Below are 18143 nucleotides of genomic sequence, written 5' to 3' on the forward strand. Positions count from 1 at the left end.
TACGACAGTGCCTGGTTCCGCGAGGCACTGGCCTCCAGGGGCATCAATCCCTGCATTCCTTCATCGCGGAGCCGCAAGCAGCCCTTCCTCTATGACAAATCCCTCTACCGGCAGCGGCACAAGGTCGAGAACCTGTTCGCCAAGCTCAAGGACTGGAGGCGCATCGCCACGCGATACGACCGATGCGCCCACACCTTCTTCTCTGCCATATGCATCGCAGCAGTCGTCATCTTCTGGCTGTGATCAATGAGTCCTGAGCCTAGACTTTGGTGATGGGCTTGCCGCTGGAGGCCCACTCCGTCCAGGAGCCGTCATAGAGCGCCAGCGGCGTCTTGCCGATGCTCTCCAGCGCCACCCAGAGGATGGCGGCGGTGACGCCGGAGCCGCAGGAGGTGATCACCGGCCGGGCGAGGTCGATGCCGGCGGAATCCAGCGCCGCCCGCACTTCGGCGGGGGAAACGAGGGTGCCGTCCCGGACCACCTTGCCGACCGGCAGGTTGAAGCTGCCGGGCATGTGGCCGGAGGACAGGCCGGGCCGGGGCTCCGGCGCGGCGCCGGCGAAGCGCTCCGCCGAGCGGGCGTCCAGCACCTGCGCGGACGCATCCGAAAGCACATGCTCAACCCGGCTGATAGTCGCCACGATGGACTCATCGAGCTTGGCGGTGAAGCGCGCAAACGGCGGTTGTACGGCGCCGCTCTCCGTCGGGCGGCCTTCGGCCAGCCATTTCGGCAGCCCGCCTTCGAGAATCATCACCTCGCGCGCGCCGAAGGCCTTGAAGGTCCACCACACGCGCGGCGCCGAGAACAGGCCGGCGCCGTCATAGACCACGATGCGGGCGTCATCGCCGATGCCGAGCGCGCCCACCGCCGCCGCGAAGGCCTCCGCCGTGGGCAGCATGTGGGGCAGATCGGTGGCCGGGTCGGAGACGGCGTCGAGATCGAAGAACACCGCGCCGGGGATGTGGCGCTCCAGATATTCCCCATGGCCGCTGCGGCCGGTGGCCGGCATGTGCCAGGAGCCGTCCACCACCACGAGGCCGGGCGTGCCGAGGTTGGCGGCCAGCCATTCGGTGGAGACGAAGGGGGAGGAGGCGGTCATGGCGCGGCCTTCGGGCAAGAGGAGAACTGGCGAGGGGTAGGCGGGGGGGGGGGCAGGCGGAAGGGTCAGACGAGGACGTTGGGCACCGCCGCGGTTTCCTCCAGCCACGTGGGCACGGGCAGGTTCTTGGAGCGCAGGAAGGCCGGGTTGAACAGCTTGGACTGGTAGCGCGTGCCGTAGTCGCACAGGATGGTCACGATGGTATGGCCCGGCCCGAGCTCCCTGGCCAGCCGGATCGCGCCGGCGACGTTGATGCCGGACGAGCCGCCCAGGCACAGCCCTTCGTGCTGGAGCAGGTCGAACACGATGGGGATGGCTTCCTCGTCCGGGATCTGGAAGGCGGCGTCCACCGGGGCGTCCTCCAGGTTGGCGGTGATGCGGCCCTGGCCGATGCCCTCGGTGATGGAGGAGCCCTCCGCGTGCAGCACGCCGGTGGTGTAGTAGGAATAGAGCGCCGCGCCCATGGGATCGGCGAGGCCGATCTTCACCGCCGGGTTGCGGTCCTTCAGCGCGAGGCCGACGCCGGCGAAGGTGCCGCCCGTGCCCACCGCGCTGACGAAGCCGTCCACCTTGCCATCGGTCTGCTCCCAGATCTCCGGGCCGGTGGTGTCGATATGGGCCTGCCGGTTGGCCACATTGTCGAACTGGTTGGCCCAGATGGCGCCGTGCGGCGCGGTCTTCGCCAGCGCCTCGGCGAGGCGGCCGGAGACCTTCACGTAATTGTTGGGATTGGCATAGGCCACCGCCGGGACCTCCACCAGCGTGGCGCCGGCGAGCCGCAGCATGTCCTTCTTTTCCTGCGACTGGGTCTCGGGAATGACGATCACCGTCTTGAAGCCGAACGGGGCCGCCACCAGGGCGAGGCCGATGCCGGTATTGCCCGCCGTGCCTTCCACGATGATGCCGCCGGGCTCCAGCTGCTTCTTGGCGATGGCGTCCTGGATGATGCCGAGCGCCGCCCGGTCCTTCACCGACTGGCCCGGATTCATGAACTCGGCCTTGCCCAATATGGTGCAGCCGGTGAGTTCGGAGGCCTGCTTCAGCTTGATGAGGGGCGTGTGGCCGATTGAATCTACAAGTCCGTTACGGAAATTCATGAGAACCACCCCGCTGTCTGCGGGCAACCTAGCCAACGGGTGGGGCGGCGGCAACACCGGCGGCGTGCCCCATGCGCGCCGGCTCAGCCGGCGGAGCGCATGTCCTTGCGGGTATGCTCGAACGCCCGCAGCGCTCTGTCGCGGGCGGCGGCGTGATCGACCACCGGGCGCGGGTAGGTGATGCCGAGGCGGACGCCGGCCTGCGCCAGCTCCAGCCCGCCGGCCTCCCACGGCTTGTGGATGAGGCCGCGCGGCAGGCGGGCCAGCTCCGGCACATAGGTGCGCACATAGGTGCCGTCGGGGTCGAACTTCTCGCCCTGGAGCACCGGGTTGAAGATGCGGAAATAGGGCGCGGCGTCGGCGCCGGAGCCGGCCACCCACTGCCAGCTGGCGGCATTGCTGGCGGGGTCGGCGTCCACCAGTGTGTCCCAGAACCAGCGCTCGCCCTCCTGCCAGTGCAGCAGCAGGTGCTTGGCGAGGAAGGAGGCCACCACCATGCGCACCCGGTTGTGCATCCAGCCGGTGGCCCAGAGCTGGCGCATGCCGGCGTCCACGATGGGATAGCCGGTGAGGCCGCGCTGCCACGCCTTCAGGTCACCGGAGCATTCCCGCCAGGGAAAGGCGTCGAACGAGGCTTGCAGGTTGCGCTGGCCGAGGTCCGGCACGGCATCGAGCAGGTGGTGGGAGAATTCCCGCCAGTACAGCTCGGCCTCGAACTTGCGCACGTCGTCGGCGGGGACGTCTCCCGCCTCGCCCGCGTGCAGCACGGCGGCGAGCGCCTGGCGCGGGGAGATTTCGCCGAAGCGCAGGTGCGGCGACAGCCGCGAGACATGCGGCCGGTCCGGCCGGTCGCGGCCGTCCGCATAGCCGGCGAGGCCATGGGAGATGAAGTCCGCCAGCCGGGCGCGGGCGGCGGCCTCGCCCGGCGTCCAGGCGGCGCGCAGGCCGCCGGCCCAGTCGGGCGCATGGGGCTCCATATCCCAGGCCTCCAGCGCGTCGCTCTCCAGGCCGTGGCGGGCCGCCGTCAGCCGGGGCACGGGCAGGGGACGCAGCGCCGGCCGCTCGCGCAGGGCGGCGCGCTGGAAGGCGGAGAAGGTGCGCGGCAGGCCGCCGGCGGCGGTGCGCACGGTGCCCGGCGCATGGAGGAGATGGCCGAGGGTGGAGATGACCGCGCAGCCGCCCGCCTTCAGCCGGGCCGTCACCTCCGCGTCCACCTTGCCGGCGGCGCGGCCGGGGCGGGCGTTGAAGGCGACGCGGCCGCAGCCGGCGGCCCGTGCCACCTCCGGCACGACGCGCGCGGCCGGGCCGCGCCGCAGCACCAGCGGCACGCCGGAGCGGGCGAGGTCCGCCGCGAGCGCGCGCAGCGCGCCGGCCAGCCACCATTTCGCCGCCCCGCCCGGCTCGCGCAGGCCGGGACTGTCCTCGTCGAGCACATAGAGCGCCACCACCGGCCGCCCGCCTTCGGCGGCGGCGGCGAGGGCGGGATTGTCGGCGAGGCGCAGATCCTCGCGGAACCAGACCAGGGCGGCACCAAGGTCAGGGCTGGCGGCGGCGGGCATGGCGATCCTCCCTCGTGCGGCGTTGAGTCCCGGGAATGGCTCGGGTCCGCCTTCTACGCAGGCATGGTCCCTGAGGGATCATACGCCGAGTTGCGGCGCGTGGGGCGGCGATGGTGCGACCCATCGGCCGATGCGGCGCGGAGCCGCGAACGGCGTGGGAGCGGCGCATGCGGGGCCCTGAAACGCAAAAGTCCTCCGGGCGACGAGCGCCAGGAGGACTTTAGACGTGCGGCCCATGATCCACGCCGAAGCGCGCATCACGTCCGAATTTGGCTCCCCGGGCCGGATTCGAACCAGCGACCAACCGGTTAACAGCCGGTTGCTCTACCACTGAGCTACCGGGGAACGGGTCTTGACACCCGAGGCGCGCCATATAGCAACCACGTGCCGCCTTGTGAAGCCGGAGCGCCGGGATTTCTCGAACGATTGCACCGGGGCGGTGGATATCTTCGACAAATCGCGTGTTTCCGGTGGCGGAGGCGGCGGCCTCAGGCGCTCAGCAGGGCCTCCCCGTGCCCGTCCGCGCAGCGTTCGCCTTCGCTCTCGCCCTCGTGCGCGAACTGGATCTGGTAGAAATTGTAATAGCGGCCGCGCCGCGCCATCAGCTCCTCGTGCCGCCCGCTCTCGACGATGCGGCCGTGCTCGACCACGCAGATGCGGTCGGCGCGCACCACCGTCTGCAGGCGGTGGGCGATGACGATGGTGGTGCGGGTGCGCTGGAGGATCTGCAGCGCCTTCTGCACCTCCGCCTCCGACTCGCTGTCGAGCGCGGCGGTGGCCTCGTCCAGCAGCAGGATGGGGGCGTTCTTCAGGAAGGCGCGGGCGATGGCGATGCGCTGGCGCTGGCCGCCGGAGAGCTGCGCGCCGTGCTCGCCCACATGGGTGTCGTAGCCGTGCTCGAAGCCCATGATGAAGTCGTGCGCGAAGGCATCCTTGGCGGCGGCGACGATCTCCTCCTCGGTGGCGCCGGCGCGGCCGAAGCCGATGTTCTCGCGGATCGAGCCGGAGAACAGGTAGACGTCCTGGCTCACCAGCGCGGTCACCGCGCGCACCGAGCCGCGGTTGCACTTGGTGATGTCCTGCCCGTCGATGCCCACCGCGCCGCCGGTGGGGGTGTAGAAGCGCTCGATCAGGTTGATGATGGTGGTCTTGCCGCCGCCGGAGGGGCCGACCAGGGCCGTGGTCTGGCCGGGCTCGGCGACGAAGTCGAGGCCGCGCAGCACCTGCTCGCTGTCGCGATAGCCGAACGTCACCGCGTCGAAGGCGACCCGGCCGGGGCCGGCGGCGAGCGCCGGCAGGTGCGCGTCCTCGGTCTCCGGCGCGCGCATGTCGAGCATCTCGAACAGCATGTTGGCGCCGATCACGTGCGAGGCCAGCTCCAGGTGGAAGCGGGCGAGGCGCTTGGCCGGCTCGTAGGCGAGCAGCAGCGCGGTCAGCACCGAGAAGAACTCGCCCGGGCTCTTGCCGACGAACATCACGTTGTAGCCGGCATAGAGGATGACGCCGCCGATGGCGAAGCCGCCCAGCGTCTCCATCAGCGGGCTGGACTTGGCCTGGGTGCGCACCAGCTTGTTGGCGGCCCGCTCGACGTCGTCGACATAGGTGTGGACGCGCTCGCGCATGGTGTCTTCAAGGGTATAGGCCTTGATGGTGCGCATGCCCTGGATCACCTCCATGGAGGTGGACGAGAGCTTGATGCCGCTGGCGAACTCCTTGCGGAAGATGTTCTTCGCCTTCTTGATCAGCTTGCGCGTGCCGCCCACCGCCAGCGGCATCATGATGAGGGCCACCAGCGCCAGATTGGGATCCTGGATCACCGCCACCGCCACCAGCGAGATGAGCGACAGCAGGTCGCGCCCCATGGAGGTGATGACGAGGTTCAGCGCGTCGCGGGCGGAATTGGCGCCCTGCTGGAGGCGCATGGAGATCTCGGCGGTGTGGCGGGCGGCGTAGAAGGAGATTTCCTGGCCCAGAAGGTGGTCGAACACCTTCTTCTGATTGTCCGCGACGATGCGGTTGCCAACCCGCGCCATGGTCACGTTCTGGCCGTAGGCCGAGATGCCCTTGATGGCGGACAGCGCCATGATGCCCAGCGCCACGCCCCAGACGGCGGCCACCGTGGGGTGGACGAAGATGGAATTGACCGCGTCGCGCATCAGCCAGGCCATGCCGGCGGTGGAGAACGCCATCAGGCCCATGAAGGCGAAGGCGGTGGCGTAGCCCTTCCAGTGCGTGCGGCCGTCGGCGAGGAACAGACGCCGCAGCACACCGTAGGTCTCGTCGTTGGCGAATTTTGCGCGCAAGCGCACCAACGGTTTGAAGGTCATAAATCTCTCCAGGCGCGGGCCATGCGCCGGACCATCAACCGCCATCCCGGCCGCAAGTCAATGTCGCGGCACGCGATGTCGCGGCCCGGTCGTGCGGTGCCGGCAGGTCTCGCGGCAGGTCCTGCGGCGGGTGGCGCGGGCCGTGCGGGCGTTGGGTCCCGGGGCGTTGGGTCCAGGGACGGTGGTCCAGGGCGAAAAGGCAGCGCGCGGTCCGCGTGGTCGATCGGCAAGATGCTGCGTCGGCAGATGTCGCGGTCGGCAAGAAGCGGCGGTCGGCTAAGCGGGTACGGGGCGCTGCTGGAGGCCACGCCCGGAATCGAACCGGGGTGCAAGGATTTGCAGTCCTCTGCGTAACCACTCCGCCACGTGGCCTCACGTGGGGGCTACCTAAAGCACCGGAGGGCCGGGGGCAAGAGGCGCCGAACGCGGCGCCGCCGCGCGGCTGGGGACGGCAGGGCGCGAGGGCGCGGCAATGTCTTGCCTGTCATGGACTTGCGGCCGCCCGCGCCGGGCCGGCGATGCCGAGCCGGCGCGGCGCCGCCTTGCCCCCTGCGTCCGCGCCCGTGGCCCCGCCAGGGGGCGGGCCGGGCCGGCGTCCCGATTCCCTCCGGGCCGCTCCGCCCCCCGTATGGGAAGCCCGCATGGGAAGCGCGACCGCCGCCTTGCAAAAACGGCGGCGGTGTGGCTCTTGAGTCAGAAACATGGCCCGTATGACGTGCCGGAGGATGGGATGATCGATTTCGTGGAACTTCGCCGTGGCATGGTCGACAGCCAGGTGAGGGCCAATGACGTCACGGACCTGCGAATCGTGGCGGCCATGCTGGAAATTCCCCGCGAGCGCTTCGTTCCCGCCGCGCTGAAGTCGCTGGCCTATATCGACGACGACCTGCTGATCCGGCCGGCGGCCGGCGGGCAGTCGCCGCGCTATCTCATCGAGCCGATGATCCTGGCCAAGCTGATCCATCTGGCCGACGTCCATGCCGATGCCTTGGTGCTCGACGTGGGGGCCGGCACCGGCTACTCGGCGGCGATCCTGTCGCGGCTGTCGCAGCAGGTGGTGGCGCTGGAGGACGATGCCGAGCTGGTGGGCACGGCCAATGCCGCGCTGAGCGACCTTGCCATCACCAATGTGGCGGTGATGCAGGGCGCGCTGCCCGCCGGCTGGGCGCCGGAAGCCCCCTATGACGTGATTCTGCTGAACGGCTCGGTGGACGTGGTGCCCCCGGCGCTGTTCGGCCAGCTCAAGGATGGCGGTCGTCTGGTGGCGGTCGTCGGCCGGGGCGGGGCAGGGCGCGCGGCGGTGTTCACCAAGGTGGGTGATGCCATCTCCGAACGGGTCGTGTTCAATGCCGCGATCCCTCCGCTTCCCGGCTTCGAAGCGGCGCCGCGCTTCACTTTCTGACCGGATGCCGGTGGGGCGTCCGGCAACCTGTGTCCGAACTGTCGCGGTCGTCTAAAAAACATTCACACATCGAACCAGTTGGTTTCCTCAACCCGGGTCGATGGCTATGTTCGCATCACATCCGCGCGTCTGGCTTCGTCTGGCATCTTGCCGAGAGCGAAGCCGCGGTTCGGGAGATCTCAATGTCGCTTGCGACGCACATTAGCCGGCGCCTGACTGTTTTCGCCGCGGCGGCTGTCGTTTCCGGCTTCGCGCTGTCCTCCAGCGTCTCTGCGCAGACACTGGATGCGGCGCTGGCCCAGGCCTACGTCAACAATCCCACTCTCAATTCCCAACGCGCCGGCACCCGCGCGGTGGACGAGACCGTGCCTCAGGCACTGTCCGGCTACCGCCCGAATGTCTCGGCCGGCGCCAGCGTGGGCGGCGAATATGCCCGCGCCAAGGCGAGCGGCGTGGCGACCGACGGCACGCTGCTGCCGCGTTCGGTGAACCTCACCGTCAGCCAGACCATCTTCAACGGCTTCCTCACCGCCTCGACCACGCAGAAGGCCGAATCCTCGGTGAAGGGCTCGCGCGAATCCCTGCGCAACACCGAGCAGACCGTCCTGCTCAACGGTGTGACGGCCTATATGAACGTGCTCCAGGGCATCGCTCTGCTGGAGTTGCAGAATCAGAACCTCGCCGCATTGCAGCAGGAGTTGCGGGCGACCCGCGACCGCTTCAACGTGGGCGAGGTGACGCGCACCGACGTGGCCCAGGCCGAGGCCCAGGTGGCCGACGCCAACTATCAGGTGGCCAATGCGGTGGCCAACCTCCAGGCCTACAAGGCGACCTATCGCCAGGTGATCGGCGTGGAGCCGGGCAAGCTGTCGCCGCCCCGCTCCATCGAGTTCATGCTGCCGTCCACGCTGGACAAGGCGGTGGCGCTCGGCCTGTCGCAGCACCCGGCCATCCAGTCGTCGAAATTCGCCGTCGATGCGGCCATGTTCCAGGTGAAGATGTCCGAGTCCGGTCTCGCGCCGGTGGTCAGCCTCCAGGGGCAGGTCGCCCAGGCCTATGACCAGTCGAACTCGGTGGACAGCGCCACCACCGCCTCCGTGGCGCTCAACCTGACGGTTCCGATCTACCAGGGCGGCGCGGAATATTCCGCCATCCGCCAGTCCAAGGAACTGCTCTCCCAGGCCCGCATCGAAGTGGACGTGAACCGCGACGTGGTGCGCGCCAACGCGGTGCAGTATTGGGGCGCGCTGGAAGCCGCCAAGGCGCAGATCCAGTCGGCCCAGGCCTCGGTCGCCGCCAACACCCTGGCGCTCGAAGGCGTGCGCGAGGAATGGCGGGTCGGCCAGCGCACCACCACCGACGTGCTGAACGCGCAGACTGACCTCACCAACGCCAAGTCGGCCCTGGTGACGGCGCAGCGGGACCGCGTGGTGGCCGCCTATTCGCTGATCTCCACCATGGGCAAGCTCGACGCGGTATCGCTGAGCCTCAAGGTTCCGGTCTACGATCCGCGCGTGCATTACGGCCAGGTGCGCGACGCCTGGGCCGGAGCCCGCACCCCCGACGGAAAATAATCGCGGGATAGGCCGGGCGGGCGCTGTTGTGGCCGCCCGGCGCGATGACATACTCGGCGTGACAGGTGGCGATTCTGGCGTCCAAACTGAAGCTCAGCGTTGCGCGTGGGTTGAGGGACGTCTTCGGCCGAGGGCGAGACATGTCCGCATATCCAAAGCCGCAAGAGCCTTCCATGGAAGATATCCTGGCCTCGATCCGGCGCATCATCTCCGATGATGGGCAGGAGCCGCCGCGCCGCGCGCCGACCTCCCGTCCTGAACCGCATCGGGCAGAATCGCACCGGGCCGAGCCGCATCGGCCTGACGCCGGGCGCGAGGGTGCGCAGCGGCTCCAGGGCCAAGGCGGCCCCGATGGGGCATCGCGCGAGCGTCCCGTTTCTTCCGAGCGCACTTTTTCTCCCGAGCGCGTGCCCTCGCACGCCGAGCACGGGCGTGCGGAGCCGGCGCGCGCCGAGCTGAGCCGCGCCGAGATGGCGCATGCCGCGCCGCGCCCGGAGGTGGTCCGTGCGGGTCCCGCCGTGACGCCGCGCGCGGACGGGGTGCGCCGCGACGCCGATCTGCCGTCCCGCGCGCCGCCGGCGCACGAAGGGCCGCGCGGGGAGGGCGTTCGCCGCGACCCACCGCCGGTGGAGGCGCGTCCGCCGGAGGGGCGTCCGCTGGAGGCGCCGCGCGCCGACGGGCACCGGGCCGAGGCCCCGCGCGCCGCATCCGGGGCGCCCGGCGCCGGGCACGCGCCGGCCGAGGCCGCCGCCCCGTGGGTGGATGGCCGCCTGAGCCGCGACCTGGACCTGGAAGCCGGTCTCGAAGAAGCCTTACTGCGCCTGGAGGCGGAGCCCGTCGCCCAGCGCGCGGCACCCGCCCGTCCGGTGGCCGCCGCGCCGGTCGCGCGCCCCGCTCCCCGTCCGGCGGCGGATGAGCCGGCCGCCGCGCCGCCCCGCCGCAAGGACCTGTTGTCTCCGGCGGTGGATGCCGCCGTCGCCGCCGCCTTCGGCTCGCTGGGCGGTGCCGCCTTGCCGCAGCAGGGGCGAACGGTGGAGGATCTCATGAAGGAGATCCTGCGCCCGATGCTGAAGACCTGGCTGGACGAGAACCTGCCCGACATTGTCGAGCGGCTGGTCCGGGCCGAGATCGAACGCGCCGCGCGCGGCGGGCGCTGACCAGCCGCCGCCGGACCTTGGTCCGCGCGGGCTTTGATCCGCGCAGGGCCGCAATTCCCGCAGGGCCGGCATGCCGCGATGCCGTGACCGGACGCCGCCCCGTTGACGCGGGGGGCGCGGAACGGCTTTAACCCCCACACCGCATGTGCGCGCCGTCCCTCCGGGCGGCCGCGTGGCCATGCCGCGACTGTCCGGGGCCGCCGCCCGTGGGCGGGCGCGCAACCCATCTCCCGGAGTGCGGCCCGCCCGAAGCTTGTCGGCGCGGCGGGCGCGCCCCGGATTTCCTCAGGCGCACGGCGCAGGCGCGCGCGGTGGCCGCCTTGTTTTCCTGGTGAAGGACGCCGTGCGTCCGCGGAGCGCTTGCATGCTCGATAAGGTCTTCGATCCCGCCGCCGTTGAGGCCCGCATCTCCGCCGCCTGGGAAGAGGCCGGCGCGTTTCGCTGCGGCCGGCCGGAGCGGGTGGACGCGCCCGGCTTCTCCATCGTCATCCCGCCGCCCAACGTCACCGGCTCGCTGCACATGGGCCATGCGCTGAACAACACGCTCCAGGACATCCTGGCGCGGTTCGAGCGCATGCGCGGCAAGGACGTGCTGTGGCAGCCCGGCACCGATCACGCGGGCATCGCCACCCAGATGGTGGTGGAGCGCCAGCTGCTGGAGCGCCAGGAGCCGGGCCGCCGCGACATGGGCCGCGCCGCCTTCGTCGAGCGCATCTGGGCCTGGAAGGCCGAATCCGGCGGCACCATCGTCAACCAGCTGAAGCGCCTGGGCGCCTCCTGCGACTGGTCGCGCGAGCGCTTCACCATGGACGAGGGCCTCTCGCGCGCGGTGCTGAAGGTGTTCGTGGAGCTGCACCGCAAGGGGCTGATCTACAAGGACAAGCGCCTGGTCAACTGGGACCCCAAGCTGCTCACCGCCATCTCCGACCTGGAGGTCCAGCCGGTGGAGGTGAAGGGCAATCTGTGGCACCTGCGCTATCCGGTGGAGGGCGAGGACGGCCGCTTCATCACGGTGGCCACCACCCGGCCGGAGACCATGCTCGGCGACACGGCGGTGGCGGTGCATCCGGACGATGAACGCTATGCCGATCTGGTCGGCAAGTTCGTCATCCTGCCGCTGCTCGGCCGCCGCATCCCCATCGTGGCGGACGAGTATTCCGACCCGGAGAAGGGCTCCGGCGCGGTCAAGATCACCCCGGCGCACGACTTCAACGACTTCGAGGTGGGCCGCCGGCACCATTTGCCGATGATCAACGTGCTGGACGCGGAAGCCCGCATCCTGCCCGACGACATCCGCTCGGACTATGAAGCCCGCCGCGACGCCTATGTGGACGACCCGGACTTCGGCGGCGTGCTCTCGCACCTCGCCGGCATGGACCGCTTCGCCGCGCGCAAGCACATCGTCGAGCTGCTGACCAATCTGGAGCTGCTGGAGAAGATCGAGCCGCACCCGCACACGGTGCCGCACGGCGACCGCTCCGGCGTGGTGATCGAGCCCTGGCTGACCGACCAGTGGTACGTGGACGCCAAGACGCTGGCCCAGCCGGCGCTCGCCGCCGTGCGCGAGGGCCGGACGACGTTCGTGCCGAAGAACTGGGAGAAGACCTATTTCGAGTGGCTGGAGAACATCCAGCCCTGGTGCGTCTCCCGCCAATTGTGGTGGGGCCACCAGATCCCGGCCTGGTACGACCCGTTCGGCAACGTCTTCGTCGAGCTGGACGAGGATGCCGCCTTCGAGGCCGCGCTCGCCAAGAACGTGGCGGACGAGAACCTGTCGCCGGAGGAGGCGCAGGCGCTGATCGACGACGCCGACAAGCGCGCCGCCTTCCTCACCCGCGACGAGGATGTGCTGGACACCTGGTTCTCCTCCGCCTTGTGGCCCTTCTCCACCATGGGCTGGCCGGACGAGACGGCGGAGCTGAAGAAGTTCTACCCCACCTCGGTGCTGGTGACGGGCTTCGACATCATCTTCTTCTGGGTCGCCCGGATGATGATGATGGGCATCCACTTCATGGATGGCGAGATCCCGTTCAAGGACGTCTACATCCACGCCCTCGTCCGCGACGAGAAGGGCGCCAAGATGTCGAAGTCCAAGGGCAACGTCATCGACCCGCTGGACCTCATCAACCAGTATGGCGCCGACGCGCTGCGCTTCACGCTGGCGGCGATGGCGGCGCAGGGCCGCGACATCAAGCTCGCCACCTCGCGCGTCGAGGGTTACCGCAACTTCGCGACCAAGCTCTGGAACGCCAGCCGCTTCGCCGAGATGAACGGCTGCGTGCGCGTCGCCGGCTTCGACCCGGCCACGGTGAACGGCACGCTCAACCGCTGGATCCTGGGCGAGGCCACCCGCGCCGCCAACGAGGTGACGGCGGCGATCGAAGCCTACCGCTTCAACGAGGCGGCGGGCGCGGTCTACCGCTTCCTGTGGAACGTGTTCTGCGACTGGCACTTGGAACTGGCCAAGCCCGTGCTGTCCGGCCCGGACGGCGCCGCCAAGGACGAGACGCGCGCCGCCACGGCCTATGTGCTCGATGTGGCGCTGCGCCTGCTGCACCCGTTCATGCCCTTCCTCACCGAGGAATTGTGGGCCCGCACCGGCGAGCAGGGCCCGGCGCGGGACGGCCTGCTGGCACTCGGCGACTGGCCGGTGCTGGCGCTGGAGGCCCCGGACGCCGAGGCGGAAGTGGGCTGGGTGGTGGACCTCGTCACCGAGATCCGCTCCGTGCGCGCGGAGATGAACGTGCCGGCGGGCGCGCAGGTGCCGCTGGTGCTGGTGGCGGCGAGCCCCGACACCCACGCGCGCGCCTCCGCCTGGGAGGACGCCATCCGCCGGCTGGCGCGGCTGTCGGACATCTCGCGCGCTGACGCGGCGCCGTCCGAAAGCGTGCAGATGCTGGTGCGCGGCGAGGTGGCGGCCTTGCCGCTGGCCGGCGTCGTCGACCTGGCGGGCGAACTGGAGCGGCTGCGCAAGGAGGCGGCCAAGCTCGACCAGGAGGTGGCCCGCATCGACGGCAAATTGTCAAACGAGAGCTTCGTCGCCCGCGCCCCCGAGGAGGTGGTGGAGGCCGAGCGGGAGAAGCGCGCCGAATATCTGGCCCGCAAGGACAAGGTGTTAGCCGCTGTTAACCAACTTTCGCGCGGCAATGCGTGAATACTGGGGGCATCACCGCCCTGTGACAGCAAAGCCACACCGATTTCCTTATGCGTGACACGGGGGACTCCCGCGCCCCCGCGCCGCGAAGCCGCCACAAAACGCCACAACATCAGCGACAGGAAACGGCGGTCGCGTAGTCGGGAAATGGTCCCAACCGCCGCGCCCGGGGCAGGTCGCAGATGGTTGGGTTGAGGGCCGTGACAGGTCTGGAAGATCGGGGTTTGTGCCCGCCGTGCCAAGGAGAAGCCTTGGCTCGGCCTTGGCTCGGCCCCGATGTCGCCCGCACCCCGTGGCACCTTGTCCGGGCTATGAACGTGGTGGCTTTCATTCGAGGGGAACGGAGTTCGGCACGGCGCGGCCTCGGCCGGGCGTCGGCCGCGCTCGGCATCGTGCTGGGTGCCGTCTTGGCGTGCGGGGCGCTGTCCCCGGCCGCCGCCTTCGACGGCAGCCCCGATGGCGGCGGCAACGCCCCCGCCGGCCTGACGCCCCCCGCCAGCCTGCCGCTGCCGCCCGGCGCGCGCCCGGTGGACGAGGCATTCCGCTCCGGCGCCCAGGCGCTGCGCTCCGGCCAGACCGCCAAGGGCGTGGACGCGCTGCGCTATGCCGCCGACCAGGGCCATCCAGCCGCCCAGTGGAAGCTGGGCCGCATGTATGCCGACGGCGACGGCGTGAAGCGCGACGACGCCAAGGCGTTCGAATATTTCAGCCGCATCGCCAACCTGCACGCCGAGGACTATCCCGGCACGCCGCAGGCGCGCTTCGCGGCCAGCGCCTTCGTGGCGCTCGGCACCTATTACCTGGCGGGCATCCCGAACACGGCGGTGCGGCGCGATCCGGCCCGCGCCCGGGACATGTTCTCCTATGCCGCGTCCTATTTCGGCGATCCCGACGCCCAGTTCCGCCTCGGCAAGATGTATCTGGACGGCGTCGGCACCCAGCGCGACGCGCGCCAGGCGGCCCGCTGGCTGATCCTCTCCGCCCAGAAGGGGCAGTATGAGGCTCAGGCCATGCTCGGCCACCTGCTGTTCCGCGGCGACGAGGGCATCCCGCGCCAGGGCGCCCGCGGCCTCATGTGGCTGACGCTGGCCCGCGACGGCGCCGCCGGCCCCGACGACAAATGGGTGGTGGACCTCTATGAGGACGCCTTCTCCGAGGCCACGCCCGACGAGCGCGCGCTGGCGCTCAAATATCTTGAGCAGTGGCTCAAGAGCGCCCAGCGTTAGCGCCCGCCCGTCTGCACCGCACGCTATATTGTCTGCCGGCTCCTCTCCGTCATAATCAGCGCTCCGGAGGTGGCATCGCGCCGCCTCCGTAGCAGCGCGGAGCTTGCATGACCCATCTCAGCCGTCGTCAGGTCGTCCGGGGCGGGGCAGGGGCGGCCGGCGTGCTCCTCCTGCCGGCGCTGCGCTGGCCGGCCCTCGCCGTGCCCGCGAAGGCCGGGCTGCTGCTGCCCGGACGGCGCGACGACGGCGGCTTCATGCAGGCGGGTTATGCGGGTTTCGCGCGCGCGACGGGCACGCTGGGCATCGCGACGGTGGTGGTGGACGGCGTCCGCCCGCAGAAGGACGATCTCGTCGCCGCCCTGCGCCAATTGGCGGCGGAGAACCCGACCGTGATCGCCGCCCATGGCGGGCAGTGCAACGAGGCCGCGAAGATCGTGGCGGCGGACCATCCGGCCATCCAGTTCCTGGTGATCCAGGGCGGCGTCGAGGGCGCCAACCTCACCAGCTACGAGGTGCTCCAGGAGGAATCGGCCTGGCTGGCGGGCGCCGCCGCGGCGCTGCTGACCAAGACCGGCACCGTCGGCCACATTTCCGGCATCCGCGTGCCGCCCGGCCTCAAGGGCCGCGCCGCCTATGCCGCAGGTGTTGCCGCCGCCAGGCCCGGCGTGAGGCTCCTGACCACCTTCTGCGGCGAGCAGGACGACGCGGCGCTGGCCCACAAGGTGGCCACCGCCCAGGCGGATGCTGGCGCCGACATCATCTTCACCATGCTCAACGCCGGCCGTCCGGGCGCCATCGCCGCCTGCCGGGAGAAGCACATCTTCCAGATCGGCAACGTGCGCGACTGGTATCCCTCAGCGCCCGACGTCTTCATCGCCAGCGCCGTCGCCGACGTTTCGGTGGCCATGGCGGACGGGGTGAGTGATGCGGTGTCCGGGCGGCTGGTGCCGGGCCGGCATGTGAAGCTGGGCGTCGCGGCGGGCGATGCCGTCCGCCTCGCCCTGGCGCCGGAGGTTCCGGCGGAGGTGCGCGCGGCGGTGGAGCGCTATGCCGCCGGCATCGCATCCGGGGCGATCACCGTGCCGACCGCGTATTCCGGGCCGGAATTCGGCCTCTGAGCCTCCCGCCGCCGGCGGCCTCACGCCGCCAGCCTGAGGTCCACCCACACCGGCACATGGTCCGAGGGCCGTTCCCAGGCGCGCACGTGCTTGTCGATGCCGGCGCCGATCAGCCGGTCGGCGGCCTGCGGCGACAGCAGCAGGTGGTCGATGCGGATGCCGAAGTCCCGCTGCCACGCGCCCGCCTGGTAGTCCCAGAAGGTGAACAGCTTGTCTGAGTCGGAGGTGGCGCGGATGGCGTCCGTCAGCCCGAGGTGGATGAGGTCGCGGAAGGCGGCGCGGGTGCGCGGCAGATAGAGCGCGTCCTGCGTCCACGCCGCCGGGTCCGCCGCGTCGGCGGGGCCGGGGATGACGTTGAAGTCGCCGGCCAGCACCAGCGGCTCCTCCATGGCCAGCCGCGCTGCGGTGAACGCCTTGAGCCGCGCCATGAACCCGAGCTTGTAGTCGTATTTCTCGGTCTGCGGCGGGTTGCCGTTGGGCAGATAGATACAGCACACCCGCGCCACGCCGCCCTTCACCGACACCACAGCCTCGATGAAGCGGGCCTGCACGTCATCCGCGTCCCCGGCGAGGCCGTGGGTGACATCCTCCAGCGGCAGCTTGGAGAGGATGGCGACGCCGTTGAAGCCCTTCTGGCCATGCACCGTCACATTGTAGCCCAGCGCCTCGAACGGCTCGCGCGGGAACTGCTCGGTCTGGCACTTGATCTCCTGGAGGCACACCACGTCCGGCTGGGTCTCCTTCAGCCAAATCGTGGCCTGTTCGGCCCGCAGGCGGATGGAATTGACGTTCCACGTGGCGATACGCATGGGGCCTCCTTCTGCGGCCCGCAGGATAGGGCCAAGCGGCGCGGCAGGGAACCGGCCGGCAGTTTTCATTTTTTCTAAATGGCGGTAATGGAAGATGGTGATACGTGCGGCGTTCAAGTCCAGCGTTCGCATTTCCGTGATGTGCGCTTGCCCCGTGGGCCGATAGGTGGCATTGGCAACCGCACGCAGGACCTGGGCTCGGCACTCTCCGCATGACATTCGCATCGATAGAATTTCTATTCTATTTTCTGCCCCTCTTTTTGTTGCTGTATTTTGCCTCGAAAGAGCTGAAGACGCGCAATTTCATATTGGTCGTCTTCTCGCTTATTTTCTATTCCGTCGGCTATACGCCGCACCTGCTCCTGCTTCTGGCCTCGATCTACGTCAATTACCGCATCGCGCTGGCCATCGACGGCCGCGAGGGCTGGCCGCGCCAGAAGATGCTGATCATCGGCGTGACCGGAAACGCCCTGTTGCTCTGCATCTTCAAATATACCGGCTTCCTGGTCGAGAACCTGAACGTGCTGCTGGAGCCGGCGCACGTCCACATTCCGGTTCCGCGGATCTCCCTGCCGCTCGGCATCTCGTTCTATTCCTTCCACGCCATTTCCTATCTGGCGGACATCTACAAGCGCCGGGTCCACGCCAACCCGAGCCTGGCGCAGTTCACGCTCTACATGTGCATGTTCCCGCAGCTCGTGGCCGGCCCCATCGTGCGCTATTCCAGCGTGGCCCGGCAGTTGGGCGAGCGCCGCACCACCTGGGGGCGATTCTCCGCGGGCATGCGCATCTTCGTCATCGGCCTCGCCTGGAAGGTGCTGATCGCCGACGAGGTGGCGGGGATCGCCGACGGCATCTTCGATTCGACCACGGCGCCGACCTTCGTGGAGGCCCTGGCCGGGGTGTTCGCCTACACCATCCAGATCTATTTCGACTTCGGCGGCTATTCGGCCATGGCGGTGGGCCTCGGCGTCATGGTCGGCTTCACCCTGCCGCGCAACTTCCGCCTGCCGTATGCCGCGCTCAGCATCACCGACTTCTGGCGGCGCTGGCACATGAGCCTGTCGTCCTGGCTGCGCGACTATGTCTACATCACGCTCGGCGGCAACCGGCGGGGGCCGGCGCGCACCTACATGAACCTCTGGGCGGTGTTCCTGCTGTGCGGCCTGTGGCACGGGGCAAGCTGGAACTTCGTCATCTGGGGCGCCTATCACGGCGCCTTCCTGGTGCTGGAGCGCGCCTGGCTCGGCCGCTGGCTGAAGCGGCTGCCCGGCGGGCTCTCCCACCTCTACACGGTGGTGGTGGTGATGTTCGGCTGGGTGTTCTTCCGCGCCGAGACCTTCTCCGGCGCCATGGACATCTTCCGCGGCCTGTTCGGGCTCAACGGCTTCTATGACCAGTCGCTGGCGCTGGGCTTCGGCCTGCACCCGCTCAGCATCGCCGCGCTGACGGCCGGCACGCTGATCGGCTTCTGGCGCTGGCGCCGGCCGGCGATCCTGAAGGGCGACGGCCTCGTCGCCACGGGTGCGGACTACGCCATGGTGGCGGTGCTGATGGCGATCTGCGTCCTGTGGGTCGGCGGCGGCACCGGCACGCCCTTCCTGTACTATCGGTTCTGACC

The 18143-nt window shown here is 69.7% G+C and carries 13 protein-coding genes and 2 tRNA genes; 8 read left to right on the forward strand and 7 right to left on the reverse strand.

What is annotated here, in order from left to right:
* Positions 1-243 (forward strand): IS5/IS1182 family transposase (locus tag YU1_RS0121450; RefSeq protein WP_029005834.1); only part of this gene is annotated, 243 nt, incomplete at its 5' end.
* A 16-nt stretch (positions 244-259) separates the two neighbouring features.
* Here YU1_RS0121450 and sseA read toward each other — a convergent pair.
* From sseA to YU1_RS0121480, 6 genes are all read right to left on the reverse strand, one after another.
* Positions 260-1099 carry a 3-mercaptopyruvate sulfurtransferase gene (gene sseA, locus YU1_RS0121455; protein ID WP_029005835.1) on the reverse strand — a complete coding sequence of 280 codons (840 nt, stop codon included), beginning with the start codon at positions 1097-1099 and terminating at the stop codon, positions 260-262.
* A gap of 65 nt (positions 1100-1164) precedes the next feature.
* Positions 1165-2196, reverse strand: coding sequence for a cysteine synthase A (locus tag YU1_RS0121460; RefSeq protein WP_029005836.1), 1032 nt, complete (start codon positions 2194-2196; stop codon positions 1165-1167).
* A gap of 83 nt (positions 2197-2279) precedes the next feature.
* Positions 2280-3755: a cryptochrome/photolyase family protein gene (locus YU1_RS0121465; RefSeq protein ID WP_029005837.1), complete on the reverse strand. Its 1476-nt coding sequence runs from the start codon at positions 3753-3755 to the stop codon at positions 2280-2282.
* Positions 3756-4025: 270 nt separating this feature from the next.
* Positions 4026-4100: transfer RNA gene (locus YU1_RS0121470), tRNA-Asn, on the reverse strand.
* A 143-nt stretch (positions 4101-4243) separates the two neighbouring features.
* Positions 4244-6082: an ABC transporter ATP-binding protein gene (locus tag YU1_RS0121475; RefSeq protein ID WP_051357139.1), complete on the reverse strand. Its 1839-nt coding sequence runs from the start codon at positions 6080-6082 to the stop codon at positions 4244-4246.
* A gap of 298 nt (positions 6083-6380) precedes the next feature.
* Positions 6381-6454: transfer RNA gene (locus tag YU1_RS0121480), tRNA-Cys, on the reverse strand.
* Positions 6455-6812: 358 nt separating this feature from the next.
* On the opposite strand from YU1_RS0121480, the gene YU1_RS0121485 reads away from it, so the two are divergent.
* From YU1_RS0121485 to YU1_RS0121510, 6 genes are all read left to right on the forward strand, one after another.
* The gene (locus YU1_RS0121485; protein WP_029005839.1) at positions 6813-7484 is read left to right on the forward strand and encodes a protein-L-isoaspartate O-methyltransferase family protein; all 672 of its coding nucleotides are present in this window, start codon (positions 6813-6815) and stop codon (positions 7482-7484) included.
* A 182-nt stretch (positions 7485-7666) separates the two neighbouring features.
* Positions 7667-9058 carry a TolC family outer membrane protein gene (locus YU1_RS0121490; protein ID WP_029005840.1) on the forward strand — a complete coding sequence of 464 codons (1392 nt, stop codon included), beginning with the start codon at positions 7667-7669 and terminating at the stop codon, positions 9056-9058.
* Positions 9059-9123: 65 nt separating this feature from the next.
* Positions 9124-10215, forward strand: coding sequence for a DUF2497 domain-containing protein (locus tag YU1_RS32165; protein ID WP_156922348.1), 1092 nt, complete (start codon positions 9124-9126; stop codon positions 10213-10215).
* Positions 10216-10579: 364 nt separating this feature from the next.
* The gene (locus tag YU1_RS0121500; protein ID WP_029005842.1) at positions 10580-13369 is read left to right on the forward strand and encodes a valine--tRNA ligase; all 2790 of its coding nucleotides are present in this window, start codon (positions 10580-10582) and stop codon (positions 13367-13369) included.
* A 389-nt stretch (positions 13370-13758) separates the two neighbouring features.
* Positions 13759-14595 carry a tetratricopeptide repeat protein gene (locus YU1_RS0121505; protein ID WP_035716244.1) on the forward strand — a complete coding sequence of 279 codons (837 nt, stop codon included), beginning with the start codon at positions 13759-13761 and terminating at the stop codon, positions 14593-14595.
* Positions 14596-14702: 107 nt separating this feature from the next.
* Positions 14703-15713, forward strand: a complete 1011-nt coding sequence (locus YU1_RS0121510; protein WP_029005844.1) for a BMP family protein — start codon at positions 14703-14705, stop codon at positions 15711-15713.
* 20 nt (positions 15714-15733) lie between these two features.
* Here YU1_RS0121510 and xth read toward each other — a convergent pair whose 3' ends face one another.
* Positions 15734-16522 (reverse strand): exodeoxyribonuclease III, encoded by a 789-nt coding sequence (xth, locus tag YU1_RS0121515; RefSeq protein ID WP_029005845.1) that lies wholly within the window; start codon positions 16520-16522, stop codon positions 15734-15736.
* Positions 16523-16830: 308 nt separating this feature from the next.
* On the opposite strand from xth, the gene YU1_RS0121520 reads away from it, so the two are divergent.
* Entirely contained in the window at positions 16831-18141 is a 1311-nt protein-coding gene (locus tag YU1_RS0121520; RefSeq protein ID WP_245263406.1) for an MBOAT family O-acyltransferase, read from the forward strand.
* The last annotated feature ends 2 nt before the right edge of the window (positions 18142-18143 follow it).

The organism is Azorhizobium doebereinerae UFLA1-100, from assembly GCF_000473085.1.
Classification (GTDB): Bacteria; Pseudomonadota; Alphaproteobacteria; order Rhizobiales; family Xanthobacteraceae; genus Azorhizobium; species Azorhizobium doebereinerae.